The sequence below is a fragment of the Sphingobacterium paramultivorum genome (assembly GCF_014109745.1).
GTDB lineage: Bacteria > Bacteroidota > Bacteroidia > Sphingobacteriales > Sphingobacteriaceae > Sphingobacterium > Sphingobacterium paramultivorum.
On the sequence record NZ_CP058555.1, the window covers coordinates 760,769 to 777,797 of the forward strand.

Consider the following 17,029-nt stretch of genomic DNA (forward strand, 5'->3'; position numbering starts at 1 on the left):
ATTATTGAAGTTCAACTAGTGCTTAAAGTGTCTAACACCTGTTGTTACCATGGAGATTCCTTTTTCATTGGCCATGTCAATTGATAATTGGTCTTTGATTGAACCACCAGGTTGCAATACCGCTGCGATACCAGCTTCTGAAGCAATTTCCACACAATCAGGGAAAGGGAAGAAGGCATCCGATGCCATTGCACAGCCTTTAAGGTCAAAACCGAAAGAAATTGCCTTCTCAATAGCTTGTTTCAATGCATCTACACGAGAAGTTTGGCCTACGCCTGAAGCTAACAAAGTACCATTTTTAGCAAATACGATTGTATTTGACTTGGTGTGTTTTACAATTTTGTTCGCAAAATAAAGATCCTCCAGTTGTTCTGCAGTAGGCTGTACTTGTGTTACCGTAACCATTTGTTCAGGTCCTTCAATCGTATTGTCTTTATCTTGAAGAATGACGCCGTTCAATAAAGTTTTGAACTGTTGTTCTGGCAATGTAACCTCTTTACGAACCAAAATAATTCTGTTTTTCTTTGCGGTAAGTATAGCGATCGCTTCTTCAGAATAAGAAGGTGCAATCAACACCTCGAAGAATAATTTATTGATCTCTTCAGCTGTTGCAGCATCAACTTGACCATTCGTTATTAAGACTCCACCGAAAGCTGAAACAGGATCACATGCTAAAGCATCTAACCAAGCTTGTTTGATTGTTGAACGGGAGGCAACTCCACAAGCATTTGTGTGTTTTAAGATCGCGAATGTAGGTTCTGTGAACTCATCAATCAAAGCAACGGCAGCATCAACGTCAACCAAATTGTTGTAAGATAACTCTTTACCGTTTAATTTATCAAACATCTTATCTAAATCGCCGAAGAAAATGCCTTTTTGGTGTGGGTTTTCACCATAGCGCAACACCTGTGCTTTTTGCTCAGATTGTTTAAAAACCTGAAGCGGATTTTCTTGATTGAAATAGTTGAAGATTGCAGTATCGTAATGCGAGGATGTATTGAATGCACGTTTAGCAAATTCTTTACGTTGTTCCAGTGAAGTATTACCTTCTTGGTTTGCTAGTATTTCTTCTAATTCTTTGTAATCATTTTTGGAAGAGATAATAACGACATCGTTAAAGTTTTTAGCGGCAGCGCGTATCAGTGAAATTCCACCGATATCTATTTTCTCGATAATATCTTGTTCGGATGCACCGGAAGCAACAGTTTCTTCAAAAGGGTACAAATCCACAATAACCAAATCGATCTCAGGTATTTCATACTGAGCAAGCTGTTGTTGATCCGACTCAAGCGGGCGGCGTGCCAAAATACCGCCAAATACTTTTGGATGCAATGTTTTTACACGGCCTCCTAAAATAGAAGGGTAGCTGGTGAGGTCTTCAACTGGAACAACATCTATACCTAAATCTTTGATAAATGTTTCTGTTCCACCAGTGGAATAGAAGGTAACACCGTATTTGTTTAATAATTCAACTAAAGGAGCAAGGCCGTCTTTATAATAGACTGAAACCAATGCATTTTTAATCTTTACAGGATGGTTCATTATGATGGATTTGTTTCGTGGCGCAAAGATAGGTATTTAAAATCTTGATACCAATAAATCAAGTACTTTAAATAGAAAGGAGAATCTGTTTACGAGATTCTCCTTTCTACATTGTTTTAATTTTATACCAAATTGAGCTTTAATTTTAGCTCTTCAGAAATTTGGTTGGTGATATCCCAGATTGGTTCTGGTTCATCGGTATTGTTAAATATGACCTGATCGCAAGTATCCTGATAAGGAAGTAAGTACTCGTTGTAGGATGGTAGTACATGGTTTATCCATTTGTACATGACATCATCTTCAAAGTAGCCCCGTTCAACCAGATCGCGGTGTAGACGTCTTCTTAATGCGATATCCTGATCAGCGCTTAAAAATATCTTATGATTGATTAAATTATTAATTTCCGTATAATAGAAAATGAATAGGCCCTCAATAATTAAAATTGGTGCCGGTTTAATCTCTAGTATTTTGGGTGTTAATGAAGGGTTGTTAAATGTATACTCTTCTTTATATATTGTCTCACCGTTAAAGAGTGCCTTGATATCTTTATAAAAAGCATCTCTGTCGATTGATGTCGGAATATCGAAGTTATAGAGCCTATTTTCCTCCTGGGTTTTAGTATTGGCAGGGATGTAATAATCATCTTGGGAAATTAAGGTCACCTCATTAGGCTTAAAATGTTTTAAAAAACTATTTAAAAAAAAAGTCTTTCCAGAGCCACTACTTCCGGCAATTCCTATGACATACGGTTTGTTATTCATTCTTACTATGCTATAAAAGCTATTTTATTCTGTTAATTTTCTAGAGGTAATCCATACGCAATTTCAACTTGGAAGCGTTTATCAAGTGCGCCTATGCTTGCGGCGGCAGACTTTGACAACACGACAATTGCATTTTGGTTTTCGGCATTATCATTAAATTTACCGACTACTTTTGCGTAAGTAACACTTTTGGTCATAGGGTTGGTGATTTTTAGAATAGTACCTACTGGAGCGCTCTTATGAAGAGCAAGGTTGCTGGTCCCTTGAGATGAAAGTCCATCAATCCACACGCCAATACCACGTTCGGACTTCTCGCGTATTCCGTAGCGGTTTGTTGAAATTTGATTTTCTTCTTTATCGTCATCGTCTGTAGAATCAGGCGTTACAATTTCGATTCCTTTAGGTTCAACTAATTTTGGCCGTTCAGGAGGTAGGGGCTGATTGGGGATCATGAGCTTCATTCCTCCGCCAATAACGTTATTTTTTAAATTGTTCGCTTTTTTAATATCTTCAACAGAAATACTGAATCTTTTAGATATGGCATAAAGGGTCTCTTTCTCACCAACGATATATTCCGTAAAACCTTCTTGTTGTGGATTACGCGGGTTTTGCACTGCCGTATTTCCACGGTCGTTGCTTACTGTTGATTTCGCTTTCCGACCGGTTGGAATCTTAACAATTTGGCCAAGGTTTAATGTTCCATTACCATTTATTTGGGTCAACTGGCCTACCGTTGTTTTATACTTTTTACTTAACTGGTAATAATTGTCTCCTTTTTCAATTTTGAACAGAACGTATTCTTCACCATTGATAGCTTCAGTTCCTACTGAATCAGGGATAAAATCAGTACGTAAAGAAGTTGAATTCTTTGCTTCAACTTGTTGAATAGCTAATATCGCGATGGATAGAATAGCTATCTTTTTATATGTTTTTAATTCGAATAAAACTTTCATATATTTTGCAATTATACTAAATACGAAACAAACTCCCGTTTATTATCTGTCAAAAGGAATATTTGTTCGTGAATAAGAAAATAAATGTTGAAGAGCTTTAGTTCCAGCTCGGAAACTGCAATAATAGACTCTGTCAATGTTTCTCTAGTGGATTGCACTAGCCTGATTTGATAACGATTGTTTCTGTCTTTTTCATAGAAAGCCCAAATAAAGTAGTCATTCACCGTATTTATCCAGATTTCACCATCAATTGGGAAGTCCTTCAAAAAAATGGGGATGTCACCATTGTAGATAATAGGATAGACGAGCTCGCTGGTATAAGGTTTAAAGGGAGTTTCATTTTTACTTTCAATCGACATCGATTGGAGGTTCAAAAATAATTGGAAGCCTTCTGCTATTACTTTTGGTCTAATAAGCACACCTTGGTCAACCATACCGATGAATATGTAGTTGAACCAGGTTTCCTGTATTTTTGTGTTGTAACAATCGACTACCTGTATGCCTGCGTCGATAGGTGTGTTATTGGCAATCTTCTTAAGTATTAATTTTTTGCATTGAATTCCAGCTAGGACCCACTCTTTGGCTATTGCTTTGAAGTCTTTTAATACGTAAGTTCCTTCAAAAGTGATTACATTAAAATAGGGCAGGGTATCGTCTGGGTTTCTGGTCTCCACAGCGATCAATTTATTCTCCGCATCGATTTCTATCCGCCAAATGGGGTATGTAAAAATGAAATTGAATGCTTTTGAAATTGTGTGATTTGCCATGTAATTTTCAATCCAAGGGGACAAACTTAGATAAAGTTACCTTTATATACAAGTATAATCACGCTTAAACTAATTTTATCGTGTTTTATGTTTGTTCTCTGCTGTTTTTTCTCAAAAAAAAAGTCCAGACATAGCTGGACTTTTTTTGAAAAAAATATAGTTTAAAATTTTGAACCAATAGTTAGTACAACATTAGTCCGTTGATTTTTTATATCTGCTACTGGACTAGCATTATTCCAGTAGTTCTCATTAATCAAATATGGGCTTTCTTTGTAGTTGACTGCATTATACGCACCAGTCAAATCAACATACATGCCACGGCCAAGTTTAGCGCCGATACCTAAAGATGCCGTATAATTCGTATAGTCTGCATTTTTATAGGGGTTGCCACTGTAGTTGAAACCAGCTCTTCCGCTAAATACATTATCAAACATCACTTCACCACCAATTCGCGCATTAAATGCACCTTGGTAAGTATCTTTGATGTTTTGATTCATGTTCTTTTCTAAAGTTTTACTGTAATTTCCCACATCTTTAAAACGCATAGCGGCATAGTCTACCCATTCGACATCAGCGGTTATTAATCCTCTTGAAAATAATTGGCTCGCCCCAAGAGATAATTTATAGGGTGTATTCATGTTATATTCCAAGTAACTGTGCCCTGCGTCATCACTGGTTCTATACTCTTTAAATGATTTGTCTTCATTTGGTCTGAAGTAACGGAACTCAGAATTACTATATGATTCATCCCGGATGCTCATAAATGTAGGCGACTTAGCGGTGAATCCCATGCTAAACGTTGGCGTAAATTTATAGATTACCCCAAGTTTAAAGTCGACACCGGTACCATCAGTGGCTTGCGCATAATCATCATATAATTCATAATCTTTATCCAACATGGCATACTTTTGGGCATTGGTTGGTTTTAAAAATTCTGAATCTTTGTTAATGGCTTTTAATTGGTCGGCCGTCATTGTTTGACCATATTCTGTAAACCAGCTGGAATTGTCGTAGCTAAATGCGGTGAAACCCAAAGAGGCTCCTAAATAAAGTTTATTGCTATAATTGGCTCCAAATGACAAGACAGATTCGGATTTGCTTCCTTTTTCTAAGATGGAATTCACTTGATTAAAACCATTTTTTCCATCGAAAGTTCCGCCAACTGTAATGGGGATATATGCACCCGCGTTTTTGGGGTCTACATCGAATAATAAAGAGTTGTTATAAACTTCCTGGCCCCAACCTTGTGTTCCTCCGACATCTGAAAGGCGGTCGGAATAAGCATCTGATATCGAACTCGTATTATTTACTCCTCGATACTCTAGCAGGTTGTTATAGACATAATTGCGGTTGTAAGCAATACCGACATTGAAATTTAACCAACCTCTATCGAGGTTACCTCCATTGCGGTAAGTTGGGAGGTGAAAAACAATTCCAGCGTTGTCTAAGTTGAAATTATTCTTGCTGCTGTTTGAATTTTGACCAAAATAGTCTGTTTTATTTTTGTTGTTAAGGTATCTGGCTGTTAATGATACGTCAGATTGATTGAAGTAGCCCAAACCCGCGGGGTTACCCGTAATCGAACTTATATCTCCACCTAATGCGGTAGATGCATTTCCCATGGCTTTAAAACGAGCTGTTCCGCCATTGTCCCCTTGGGAGAATAAAAGTACATCTTTCGTATATTGCGCTTGAGTAGTCCCTGCTGCACCTAAAACGAATGCAGTTCCAAAAAGTAATTTTTTGATTGTCATATGCTAAAATGTCGTCAATAATAAATTAGTAGCATACAAGAAATTGTATGCTACTATTCAAAATGCTTTTAACTATCGAGTACGTCCTCCACTTGATCTTGAGCTTCCGCCTCCGGAGAAACCTCCTCCCGAAGATCTAGAACTACCTCCTCCAGAAAAACCTCCACTAGAAGAGCGGGATGATGAACCACTATCATAGCTTCTTGTTGGCGGAGTATACGATGGTCTTGACGTTGAGCTTGGGTTGCTGGAGCGTGTTTCCATCGAACGGCTCATCGGACGAGATACCTCACCTGAACTATTTCGTGTTCTCGAATCATTATTATAATATCCGCTAGAGGTGCTACGTGTGTTGTTTGGATAGGAACCATTGACTCTATCTGAGGTTCTTGAACGAGTACCATCTGAGTAAGCTCTATTCGATACACCATCAGATGTTCTTGTTCTACCGTTTGACCTGTCATAAGAAGAACCACGTGTCACGGAACCGTCAGAAGTTCTTGACCTATTTGAAACAGATGTAATACGTCCTCTAGAATCGCGTGCTACGCCAGTACGATCGTATCCTCCAGAATTTCGAGCAACGCTATTGCGGTCATATCCACCTGAAGTTCGGGTTCTTGATGATGAACTGCGCGTGTTATAGTTATCTCTGTATACAGATCTACTTGATGCATACCGTGGTCTTGAGTTACCCCAGGAACCACCACCCCAGTAACCGTTTCCGTACCAACCAGATCCCCAGTAGCCGCCGCCATACCAGCCACCCCAAGGTCTGTAACCGCCATACCAAGGAGATCCCCAGCCCCAGCTAGATCCCCAACCCCATCCGAGGCCGATAGACCAAGATGAACCCCATCCAGAGTTCCATCCCCATCCCATTCCGAACGATGGGCCGTATCCGTACCAACCGCCGAAACCATAACCATACCATGGATCAAAAAATGGGTCGAAATACGTCATGCCCGGACTAGCGTAATAGAAACGGTTGATACGATTGGCATATTCAAGATCTTCATAGGAATCATTGTTGTAATCCTGATCAGAATATTCGTCATCATAGTAACCGCCTTGCGCTTGCCCGTTTGGTTGGGCCTGATCTGCATCTGTGTAATAGTAATCTGGGCTTTGATAAACCTTTTGTCTAGCTTGCCCATTGTTGCCATAGACATCGTCGCCATAGATTTGCCTACTTGTGCCGCAGGAACCAAGCATGAACGCTCCTGTTATGGCAAGTGCTCCGATAAATAATCTATTTTTTTTCATAATATCCTAAATCCTTATTTTCGATTATACAGCCTTATTTACTATCTTAGACGCAAATTTCTCAAGGGGGTTTAATCGAAGTAATCAAAAATACAAATATTTTTTATTGAACGCTTTTCGTATTAGAATTACAGACGAGATTTAACGTAATAATGTTACAATAATTTATCAATTTCATATGAGTAAAGGAATAACAAGTCGTGCTGAAGATTATTCACAATGGTATAACGAGCTTGTGATTAAAGCTGATCTAGCTGAAAATTCAGCTGTACGAGGCTGTATGGTGATCAAACCATACGGATACGCTATCTGGGAAAGGATGCAAGCGATCTTAGATAAAAGATTTAAAGAAACAGGTCATAGCAACGCTTATTTCCCTTTATTCATTCCCAAATCGTTTTTTTCTAAAGAGGCGGCACATGTGGAAGGTTTTGCTACGGAGTGTGCAGTGGTAACACATTATAGATTAAAAAATGATGGTACAGGTAAGATCGTCGTGGATGAAGACGCGAAATTGGAGGAAGAGTTGATCGTGCGCCCGACTTCAGAAACGATTATATGGAATACTTATCGTGGATGGATTGAATCTTATCGTGACCTCCCAATTTTGGTCAATCAATGGGCGAACGTTGTAAGATGGGAAATGCGTACACGTCTTTTCTTGCGCACAGCAGAGTTTTTGTGGCAAGAGGGGCACACGGCCCATGCGACAAGAGAAGAGGCTATTGAAGAAACAGAACGTATGCTTGATGTGTATGCTGAATTTGCTGAAAATATTTTAGCTGTGCCTGTTGTACGTGGTAGAAAAACAGAAAACGAGCGTTTTGCGGGTGCCTTGGATACGTATTGTATTGAAGCATTGATGCAGGATGGAAAAGCATTACAAGCAGGAACCTCTCATTTTCTTGGCCAAAACTTTGCAAAGGCGTTTGATGTGAAATTTACTTCTAAAGAAGGTAAATTGGAGCATGTTTGGGCTACTTCTTGGGGTGTTTCTACACGTTTGATGGGCGCATTGATTATGGCTCACTCAGATGATCAAGGATTGGTATTGCCTCCAAAATTAGCACCAATTCAAGTTGTCATCGTTCCGATTTTTAAGACTGAAGAAGAAAAGGCGCAAATCGATGCATTTGTGAATCAGTTAACAAATGAATTGCGGGTGAACGATATATCTGTAAAATACGACGATCGGGACACACAACGTCCAGGCTTTAAATTTGCAGAATGGGAGTTAAAGGGTGTTCCTGTACGTGTAGCTGTTGGAGCGAGAGATATGCAAAATGGTACGGTAGAATTAGCGCGTCGTGATACTCAAACGAAAGAAACGGTTGCTCAGGAAGGCTTGGCTGGTAATATTGTACAATTGCTAGATACAATACAAGAAAATATATACCAAAAAGCATTAAATTTCAGGACATCTCATTTTACTGAGGTGAATTCTTATGATGAGTTTAAAGAAGTACTGGAAGGTAAGGGTGGTTTTATCTCTTGTCATTGGGATGGAACAACAGAAACGGAAAAACGTGTAAAAGAAGAAACTAAGGCAACAATTCGTTGTATTCCTTTGGATGCGAAGGAAGAGGAAGGTATCTGTATCTTTACAGGGAAACCTTCAAGTCGGCGTGTACTGTTTGCAAAAGCTTATTAATAGTGTTGTCGTAATATGAGGATACTCATTTTGGGATGCGGTTGGCTCGCAGAATCTTTTGCGATACATATGAAGCATCAAGGCCATGAGGTTTGGGCCAGTACGACAACATCTGAAAAATACCATCGGCTTAAAGCCGATGGTATTTTTTCGTTTATTTTAGACTTTGATTGTGAAAATTTTCCAGCACAGGTAGTTTTACCTACTCAATTTGACTTCGTGTTAAACAGTATACCGGCAAGTCAGAAAAATAGTGTAGCGATCCTTGAAAACAGATTTTCGAATATCAAATCATTTTATGCGCATATGACATGGAAGAAACAAGTCTTCCTGAGCTCTATTGGAATTTATCCGGAAAAAGATGGCGTATTTGATGAATCCTATGCAGATATAACCGAACTTTCATCAAAACTCTTGCTTGCTGAAGCAAGTATGTTGGGATTGGCTGATACTATAATTTATCGATTAGGAGGTTTGTTTGGTAAAAATCGTGTTTTTGCCAAATATTTTGCCGAACGTATCTGTACGACGGGTGAACAGCCCGCCAATTTTGTTCATATCGATGATGTGATCAGACTGTTAGAGGTAGCATCTTGCAATGCGCTTAAGTATACTGTATACAATGTTGTTGCTCCCTTACATCCTAAGAAAAAGGATGTTATTCTAGCTTCGGCAAAAAAATATGGTTATGCTTTGCCTCTTGCGTTCGAAGCTGCGGATGCGACTCAAAAAATAGTTAGCGGAAGATTACTTTTAGAGGAACTTGATTATCAATTTGTCCTGCCTGATCCTTTGCAATTTTAATTCATTTTTCTTTTTAAAATAAAAATGAATTTATGATTGTCAGCGTGAAAAAATTAAATAATTTCATTATTTTAACATCAATTCTACTACGGGAAATTTAAGTAGAAAGTCATATTTGTTGAAATTTATTGATATCGATGGATTTTTTCAAGATATCGACATATTCCTTTAAACAAACCGATAATAGATTTAGTATTTTAACAGCTTATTATAAATAGAGCCATGACAAATGTAGAAAGACATCAATATATCTTAAAACAATTAAAGGAGGTCGGCGTAGTTCAGGTAATTGATCTATGTGAGGAATTGGGCGTTTCCTCTGTAACCATTCGGAAAGATTTGACCTTGTTGGAAGATAGTGGATTGTTGTTTAGAACGCATGGCGGGGCAACACAATATAATCCTTATACGACTGACCGTACAGTATTTGAAAAAGAGAAGCTTCGTTCGGATGATAAAAGCCGGATCGGAAAAAAAGCGGCTGAAATGATTGAGGAAAATGATTCAATCATTATAGCTTCAGGAACGACCATGCAGTCGCTAGCGAAGCAGATCATTCCTAAAGGAAATATCACTGTAGTAACTTCGGCATTGAATGTTGCGATGGAATTGATCAAATATCCTTCGGTTGAAATCATGCAGATGGGGGGGACGCTTCGTAAGACCTCGACATCCGTAACGGGAAAGTATGCAGAAAATTTATTGCATGATTTTTACTGTAGTAAATTGTTTTTGGGAGTCGATGGCATTGATCTGGAATACGGTGTATCAACTTCGAGTGCCCAGGAGGCACAATTAAATCGCATTATGATCGATACGGCTCAAAAGGTTGTCGTATTAGCAGATTCGTCTAAATTCGGACGGCGAAGCTTCGGGCGGATTTGTGGTTTTGATAAAATTGATATATTAATTACCGACGACAAAGTAAATACAAGCTTTGTGGAATCGTTAGAAAAAGCCGGGGTAAATGTTATTGTTGTTTAACACGGCTTAACTAAAACTCAAAGCTGAGCTGCTTATTTTTATCATAAAAAATGTCCCCAAAAGAGTGTTTAACTATTTGGGGACATTTTTTTATGGATAGCTTTTTTTAGCTCAGCGCCGGCTCTTGCTGGCTTAAACAGTGGAAACTTCCCAGCCCCCAAATAATGTCGACGGAATTTATTCCTATGACTTTACGTGTAGGGAAACAGCCTTGGATGATATCCAGTGCTCTTTGGTCATTTTTATCGTTGAAGATCGGTACAACAACAACATCGTTTGCAATGTAGAAATTAGCATAAGAAGCAGGTAATCTTGTTTCGTCATAGATGACCGGTGCTGGCATTGGGAGCTCAATGATATGCAGTGGCTCTCCATTTAAAAGTCTAAATGAACGAAGTGTTGCTAGATTTTCTTGAAGTATCTCATAGTTCTCATCTGTTGGATCTTCCTCTACAACCGTTAAAACGGTGTTTTCGTTAATGAAACGTGTAATATCATCAATGTGTCCATCTGTATCGTCTCCAACGATACCGTCTCCAAGCCATAAAACCTGTTCCTGACCGTAAAATTCTTTCAAATAGGTTTCTATTTGTTCTTTTGTCAGGTGTGGATTTCGGTTTTTATTCAATAGACAAGCGGTTGTTGTCATGATTGTTCCTGCGCCATTAAACTCGACTGAACCGCCCTCCATGACGATATCAGGGGTAAATAAAGGAAGGTTAAATTCTTTGGCAATACGCGTCGGAACGACGTCATCCAAGTCGAAAGGAGGGTATTTTCCACCCCAGGCGTTATAACCCCAGTCGACAACTGCTTTTTGATTTGTTGCCTGGTTAATAATAAAAGCGGGACCGTGGTCTCTACACCAAGCATCGTTAGTCGGATTAAAATAGAATTCGATATTGCTAAAATCTGTTGTCACTTCTTTGAGCGCGGTAATAGCAAAATTTTGCATTTCCTCATTAGCGACGTTAATCCTTACTTTTTGCCCTGCTGCTACGACTTTAATAAATTCGCAATAGGGTTTGTATATTGTTTCAATCTTCCCAGGCCAGGATTCCTCTTTATGTGGCCAGCTCAACCATAAGGCTTCTTGCTTTGCCCATTCTGCGGGAAATGAGAAGCCCTGTTGTTTTGGGGAATTGTCAAAATAGTCCTGTGTGAATGTCTTTTTTTGTTCCATACTTATTTTAATGGGATTAAAAAAAGCCATTTCAGTTCGTTTCAGCACAGTTGTGTGCGTTCGAAACTGAAATGGCTAGAATATCCAATATTAGTCTTCGTCAATAAAACGTTTGGTGATCGGTGCGTATGTTTCGATTCTTCGGTCTCTCAAAAATGGCCAATGTTTTCTGAAATAGTCCGATTCATTTAAGTCCAATTCGACGACCTCAATTTCTTCTTTGTCATGTGAGGCAAGGTAAAGCAATTTGCCCTGTCCGTTCGTTACGAAGCTTCCACCCCAGAATTTCATTGCACCATTTTGTTCAAATCCTACACGGTTAACGGATACAACAGGAACGCCATTTGCAACGGCATGGGAGCGTTGTATTGTTTGCCACGCATTGTATTGATCTTTGTTGGTTTCTTCATCTTGATCTGTTGCCCATCCGATAGCTGTAGGGTAGAATAAGATTTCGGCACCCATCAATGCGGTAATTCGAGATGCTTCAGGGTACCATTGATCCCAGCAAATTAAAATGCCTATTCTTCCAAATTTTGTTTTGAATACTTTGTAGCCTAAATCTCCTGGTGTAAAATAGAATTTTTCATAAAATGCAGGGTCATCTGGAATATGCATTTTACGATATTTCCCTAAATAGGAACCATCTGCATCTAATACAGCGGTCGTATTATGGTACAATCCTTCTGCTCTTTTTTCAAATAATGAAGCGATAATTACGACACCTGCTTCTTTAGCAACAGCCGATAGCGCGTCCGTCGATGGGCCGGGAATGGATTCAGCCAGTGCGAAATTGTCATAATCTTCTACATCGCAGAAATATAAAGAGGTAAATAGTTCTTGCAGACACACAATTTGCGCACCTTTTGCAGCGGCTTCTTTTACTTTAGCGATAGCTTTTTCGAGATTCTCTTGTTTGCTTGCGGTACAGCTCATCTGTACAACTCCAACTTTTACTTTGCTCATTCTTTAATGCTTATTTTAATACAGCACAAAGATACTATTCTTAACTTGGATTTGGTCTGTGGGAAAAACAAAAAGAGCTCTTAGAGCTCTTTTCGTAATCTTGCTACAGGAATATTCAATGCTTCCCGATATTTTGCCACCGTTCGCCGCGCAATATTGTAGCCTTTTTCTTTTAGGATCTCAGTTAATTTCTCGTCAGCCAAGGGTTTCCGTTTATTTTCTTTTGCGATGCACTCCTCCAATATTTTCTTAACCTCTTTATTGGATACTTCTTCACCGGAATCCGTTTGGATAGCCTCAGAGAAAAATGATTTTAAGAGAAATGTTCCAAATTCTGTCTGTACGTATTTCGAATTTGCTACCCGCGACACAGTTGATATATCCATATCGATTTTGTCGGCGATGTCTTTCAATATCATTGGTTTTAACTTACGATCATCACCAGTAAGGAAATAATCATATTGGTATTCCATGATTGCATTCATTGTTTTTAATAAGGTTTGTTGACGCTGTTTTATTGCATCAATAAACCATTTGGCGGAGTCAAGTTTTTGTTTGACGAATTGCACAGCCTCTTTCATTTTTTTATCCTTTTGATCCGATTTCTCGTAATGCTCAAACATGTGTTGGTAATCACGACTTATGCGGAGCTCAGGGGCATTTCGGCCATTTAAAGTTAAATGTAGTATGCCATCATTATTGCTGATATGAAAATCCGGGATAATATGAAGTTGTTTGCCTGCAACCGCGCCGGAGTCTCCTGGTTTTGGGTTAAGTTTTAGAATCTCATTGACTACATTTTTTAGATCCTCAGATGAAACGCCTAAAGATTTTTCTAATTTATCATAATGCTTTTTGGTGAACTCCTCAAGGTAATTCGATACGACTTTAATCGCAAGTTTGATGGTTGGATTTTGTGTATCTTTTTTTTGTAACTGGATCAACAAGCACTCTTGCAAATCACGGGCTCCAATTCCCGCAGGCTCAAAATCTTGAATTACTTTTAGCATGTCTAGAACTTCCTGCTCATCAGTCATTACATTTTGACCAAAAGCTAGGTCGTCTACAAGATTGATAATTGGACGGCGTAAATAGCCGTCGTCATCTAGACTACCAATGATTTGTTGGCCAACTAAAAAGTGCTTGTCATCTAATGCCAAGAGGTCCAACTGTTGTTGCAGCTGCTCATAAAAGGAGTGTTGAATAGCAACAGGCATTTCTTTGCGGTCGTCATCGTCGTCTCCATAATCATAGCCGTTGCCGTAATCTTTGAAATCATCTTCCTGGATATAGTCTTCTAAACTAAAGTCTTCTGAATCGAACCCATCTTCATTATCAAAATTATCGTCTGGATCTTTATCGGGGTATTCTTCTATAGGGTCGGTCATATTAGTCAAGCTACCATCTTCTAACGCAGGGTTTTCTTCTAATTCTTCCTTGATTCGAGCATCTAATGAAACCGTCGGAACCTGCAACAATTTTATAAATTGTATTTGTTGCGGAGACAATTTCTGCAATAGCTTTTGTTGTAATGTTTGTTTTAACATGCTAATAGTTGACTTTTTTACATCTAAATTTAAACAAATATCATTATTATTTTAAAATAAAATCGATAATAAATAAAAAATGGGTATAATATTTGTGGAACGGGGTGCCAAAAATTATAAACAAAGATGAGATTGGGTCTGTTTTCTCCGGACGGCTATTTTACTATTGAATTGTTGTTGTTATTTCCAAAATCGACCCTTTGGAATTCTGTTGCATTTTATAGTTGTTTGACGGGTGGTTTTTATTGTTAAAAAATGTAAATAGTTGATTACAGCGATTTATTTAGTTGTATATTTAGCCCCTGAAAATAGATAAAAAGGCATATTGGGCGGGCGTAAAACCTTTTGCTGGTCGGATGTGTTGAATATAAGATAAATTTCCATTTATGTTTAAACGTATTAAGAATAGGATTCTTCGTTATCTCCTTATAGCAATATATTTTATCATTATATTGATTTGTGCTATACAATTAAATTTTTTATGGCTCTTTGGTTATTCCCCGACAAAAAAGGATATTGTTATGCCTAGCGTTAATATTTCTACGGAATTATATACGGCAGACAGTGTTTTAATTGGGCGATATTTCGACGAGGATAGAAATCCAATTCCATTTGATAGCATTCCTAAATCGGTTACAAGTGCGTTGATAGCAACTGAGGATGTACGTTTTTATAGTCATAATGGTGTTGATTTTTTTGGTTTAGGGTCAGGTATTATCTCTACTTTAAAAGGGGATAAGCGTGGCGCGAGTACAATTACGCAACAGTTAGCTAAAAATCTTTATCGTACGCGTTATAATAAGGCGGGTGGTTTGTTGACACGTCTTCCTGTTGCAGGCCTGGTGGTAACGAAGTTTAAGGAGTGGATGACGGCTTATAAATTGGAGCAACGCTATTCTAAAAATCAGATATTGGAAATGTATTTAAATACAGTATCCTTCAGTAATAATGCTTATGGGATTGAGACTGCTGCAAAACGCTATTTTTCCAAAGGAGCCAATCAATTGAATCAAAATGAGGCTGCTGTTTTGATCGGCATGTTAAAAGGTACTACTTTATATAATCCCATTCGCAATCCTGAAAATGCATTTGTCAGAAAAAACACCGTTTTAAGTCAAATGTATAAAGGTGGTTTTTTGAAAAAAGAGGAATATGATAACCTTGTAAAAGAGAAGATTGTTTTGAATACGAATAGTCAAGACCTTAATGCTGGCGGGGATTCTTATTTACGTGCTGCGGTAGCTAAGTGGTTGGAAAAGTGGGCTGAAGATAATAATTATGATATCTATACAGATGGCTTGAAAATTTATACCACTATAAATTCTAAACTTCAAAAGCATGCTGAAGAAGCTGTAGCAAAACAAATGTTGGAATTACAGCAACGTTTAAATAATACCTGGGAAGGACAAGAGCCTTGGCGCGATCTGTCAGGTAAAGTTATTCCTAATTTTTTGGATAATCTAGCTAAGAAAACTCCTTATTATGCTTTTTTGAGTAAGAAATATGCAAATACTCCTGATAGCATCAGTTACTTCTTGAATAAAAAGAAGAAGATCGAAGTCTATAATTGGAAGGATGGCAGTAGGATCGAAAAGGATATGTCTACAATGGATTCTTTGAAATATTATGCCATGATGCTAAATGCGGGGATGATGTCCATGGATCCATATTCGGGTGAAATTAAAGCTTGGGTGGGTGGAATAAACCATCAATATTTTAAGTATGATCACGTGATGCAAGCGAAGCGACAAGCGGGATCCACATTTAAGCCTTTTGTATACTTGGCTGCATTGGAGTCAGGGATGTCTCCATGTGATAAGATTACCGACAAGCCTGTTACGATCAAGATTGATAAAGGGGATTCCGTGGAGATATGGGAACCCAAAAATGCAGACTGGAATTTTTCTTATCGAGAAATGTCTCTGCGTCATGCAATGGCGCGTTCTATTAATTCCGTTACAGTACAATTGACTGATATGGTTACGCCTGCGAAAGTTGTTGATGCAGCCCATCGTTGTGGTATCACGAGTAAATTAAATCCGGTTGCCTCTGTAGGGTTAGGACCTAATGATGTTTCTGTTTTTGAAATGGTGAATGGGTACTCAACGATGATGAATCACGGTGAGCGTGTCACTCCTTTATTGGTGTCTAAGATCGAAGATCATGATGGTAATGTTATTGCTACTTTTCAGGCGGAGCGTAAACAAGTGGTGGATAAGCAAGATGCCTGGTTGATGACGTATATGTTGCGTGGTGGTATGGAAGAACCTGGAGGTACATCTCAGGGATTGTGGGAATGGGATTTATTTGATAAGGAAAATGAAATCGGCGGAAAGACAGGTACTTCTTCCGAATATGTAGATGGTTGGTATATGGGGGTAACTAAAGATTTGGTTACAGGTGTTTGGGTTGGCTGCGACGAACGGAGTATTCACTTTAAAAATTCCCATTCTGGAGAAGGTTCTCGTACAGCATTGCCAATATTTGGTGTGTATATGGAGTCTGTTTATAAAGATAAACAGTTGGGGTATACCCAAGGTAAGTTTCCTAGTCCTACTGTTGAAATTACGAAATCTTACAAATGCGAAACTCCGCGTTATAGTGATCCAGAGCCAGATCAGAGTGATTCTACACAAGTGGAAGAGCCCGTTGATGAAGGATTTATTGGACCAGAGGAAGAGGGAGCGGAGCATCCTGTTGAGCGTAATCATACTGAAGGTGCTGATAGTGGAACGAGTAGCGAAGGGTCATCCTCGTTGGAGGAGGTCGGTAGTCAAAACTGATACTACTTAAAGAGGATTCTATCTAAAAAATAAAGATGGCCGCCTAGTTTAACTAAGGTGGCTTTTTT

At 38.6% G+C, this 17,029-nt stretch carries 13 protein-coding genes; 4 read left to right on the forward strand and 9 right to left on the reverse strand.

What is annotated here, in order from left to right:
• Window positions 1–15 precede the first annotated feature (15 nt).
• The 6 genes from purH to HS960_RS02990 form a co-directional block, all read right to left on the reverse strand.
• Window positions 16–1,542 (reverse strand): bifunctional phosphoribosylaminoimidazolecarboxamide formyltransferase/IMP cyclohydrolase, encoded by a 1,527-nt coding sequence (purH, locus tag HS960_RS02965; protein WP_182331214.1) that lies wholly within the window; start codon window positions 1,540–1,542, stop codon window positions 16–18.
• Between the two features lie 122 nt (window positions 1,543–1,664).
• Complete coding sequence (locus HS960_RS02970; protein WP_075993390.1) at window positions 1,665–2,303, reverse strand: uridine kinase family protein; 639 nt, start codon at window positions 2,301–2,303, stop codon at window positions 1,665–1,667.
• A 32-nt stretch (window positions 2,304–2,335) separates the two neighbouring features.
• Window positions 2,336–3,256: a LysM peptidoglycan-binding domain-containing protein gene (locus HS960_RS02975; RefSeq protein ID WP_159727622.1), complete on the reverse strand. Its 921-nt coding sequence runs from the start codon at window positions 3,254–3,256 to the stop codon at window positions 2,336–2,338.
• Between the two features lie 11 nt (window positions 3,257–3,267).
• Window positions 3,268–4,023 carry a hypothetical protein gene (locus tag HS960_RS02980; protein ID WP_182331217.1) on the reverse strand — a complete coding sequence of 252 codons (756 nt, stop codon included), beginning with the start codon at window positions 4,021–4,023 and terminating at the stop codon, window positions 3,268–3,270.
• Window positions 4,024–4,184: 161 nt separating this feature from the next.
• A complete protein-coding gene (locus HS960_RS02985; protein WP_182331219.1) occupies window positions 4,185–5,777 on the reverse strand; it encodes a hypothetical protein in 1,593 nt (530 codons plus the stop codon).
• A gap of 72 nt (window positions 5,778–5,849) precedes the next feature.
• Complete coding sequence (locus HS960_RS02990) at window positions 5,850–7,043, reverse strand: hypothetical protein (RefSeq protein WP_182331221.1); 1,194 nt, start codon at window positions 7,041–7,043, stop codon at window positions 5,850–5,852.
• Window positions 7,044–7,221: 178 nt separating this feature from the next.
• Between HS960_RS02990 and proS the strand changes: the two genes are divergently transcribed.
• The 3 genes from proS to agaR all read left to right on the forward strand — a co-directional run bounded on the left by proS (window position 7,222) and on the right by agaR (window position 10,482).
• Window positions 7,222–8,694, forward strand: coding sequence for a proline--tRNA ligase (gene proS / locus HS960_RS02995; protein ID WP_153848704.1), 1,473 nt, complete (start codon window positions 7,222–7,224; stop codon window positions 8,692–8,694).
• 15 nt (window positions 8,695–8,709) lie between these two features.
• Window positions 8,710–9,498, forward strand: a complete 789-nt coding sequence (locus HS960_RS03000; RefSeq protein WP_182331223.1) for a Rossmann-fold NAD(P)-binding domain-containing protein — start codon at window positions 8,710–8,712, stop codon at window positions 9,496–9,498.
• A gap of 222 nt (window positions 9,499–9,720) precedes the next feature.
• Complete coding sequence (gene agaR / locus HS960_RS03005) at window positions 9,721–10,482, forward strand: transcriptional repressor AgaR (RefSeq protein ID WP_153848702.1); 762 nt, start codon at window positions 9,721–9,723, stop codon at window positions 10,480–10,482.
• Window positions 10,483–10,588: 106 nt separating this feature from the next.
• Here agaR and HS960_RS03010 read toward each other — a convergent pair whose 3' ends face one another.
• The 3 genes from HS960_RS03010 to rpoN all read right to left on the reverse strand — a co-directional run bounded on the left by HS960_RS03010 (window position 10,589) and on the right by rpoN (window position 14,178).
• The gene (locus tag HS960_RS03010; protein WP_182331225.1) at window positions 10,589–11,665 is read right to left on the reverse strand and encodes an agmatine deiminase family protein; all 1,077 of its coding nucleotides are present in this window, start codon (window positions 11,663–11,665) and stop codon (window positions 10,589–10,591) included.
• Between the two features lie 90 nt (window positions 11,666–11,755).
• Window positions 11,756–12,631 (reverse strand): carbon-nitrogen hydrolase, encoded by an 876-nt coding sequence (locus HS960_RS03015; protein WP_075993381.1) that lies wholly within the window; start codon window positions 12,629–12,631, stop codon window positions 11,756–11,758.
• 80 nt (window positions 12,632–12,711) lie between these two features.
• Window positions 12,712–14,178 (reverse strand): RNA polymerase factor sigma-54, encoded by a 1,467-nt coding sequence (gene rpoN, locus HS960_RS03020; protein WP_153848700.1) that lies wholly within the window; start codon window positions 14,176–14,178, stop codon window positions 12,712–12,714.
• Between the two features lie 521 nt (window positions 14,179–14,699).
• Between rpoN and HS960_RS03025 the strand changes: the two genes are divergently transcribed.
• Window positions 14,700–16,961, forward strand: coding sequence for a penicillin-binding protein 1A (locus HS960_RS03025; protein ID WP_310440835.1), 2,262 nt, complete (start codon window positions 14,700–14,702; stop codon window positions 16,959–16,961).
• Window positions 16,962–17,029 lie beyond the last annotated feature (68 nt).

What these genes read in the sequence shown, in the direction of transcription:
- HS960_RS02985 (WP_182331219.1), bottom strand. Translation starts at nt 5,777, where the DNA reads ATGACAATCAAAAAATTACTTTTTGGAACTGCATTCGTTTTAGGTGCA.
- HS960_RS03010 (WP_182331225.1), bottom strand. Translation starts at nt 11,665, where the DNA reads ATGGAACAAAAAAAGACATTCACACAGGACTATTTTGACAATTCCCCA.
- HS960_RS03000 (WP_182331223.1), top strand. Translation starts at nt 8,710, where the DNA reads ATGAGGATACTCATTTTGGGATGCGGTTGGCTCGCAGAATCTTTTGCG.
- proS (WP_153848704.1), top strand. Translation starts at nt 7,222, where the DNA reads ATGAGTAAAGGAATAACAAGTCGTGCTGAAGATTATTCACAATGGTAT.
- HS960_RS02990 (WP_182331221.1), bottom strand. Translation starts at nt 7,043, where the DNA reads ATGAAAAAAAATAGATTATTTATCGGAGCACTTGCCATAACAGGAGCG.
- HS960_RS02975 (WP_159727622.1), bottom strand. Translation starts at nt 3,256, where the DNA reads ATGAAAGTTTTATTCGAATTAAAAACATATAAAAAGATAGCTATTCTA.
- HS960_RS02970 (WP_075993390.1), bottom strand. Translation starts at nt 2,303, where the DNA reads ATGAATAACAAACCGTATGTCATAGGAATTGCCGGAAGTAGTGGCTCT.
- agaR (WP_153848702.1), top strand. Translation starts at nt 9,721, where the DNA reads ATGACAAATGTAGAAAGACATCAATATATCTTAAAACAATTAAAGGAG.
- HS960_RS03015 (WP_075993381.1), bottom strand. Translation starts at nt 12,631, where the DNA reads ATGAGCAAAGTAAAAGTTGGAGTTGTACAGATGAGCTGTACCGCAAGC.
- HS960_RS03025 (WP_310440835.1), top strand. Translation starts at nt 14,700, where the DNA reads ATGCCTAGCGTTAATATTTCTACGGAATTATATACGGCAGACAGTGTT.
- HS960_RS02980 (WP_182331217.1), bottom strand. Translation starts at nt 4,023, where the DNA reads ATGGCAAATCACACAATTTCAAAAGCATTCAATTTCATTTTTACATAC.
- rpoN (WP_153848700.1), bottom strand. Translation starts at nt 14,178, where the DNA reads ATGTTAAAACAAACATTACAACAAAAGCTATTGCAGAAATTGTCTCCG.
- purH (WP_182331214.1), bottom strand. Translation starts at nt 1,542, where the DNA reads ATGAACCATCCTGTAAAGATTAAAAATGCATTGGTTTCAGTCTATTAT.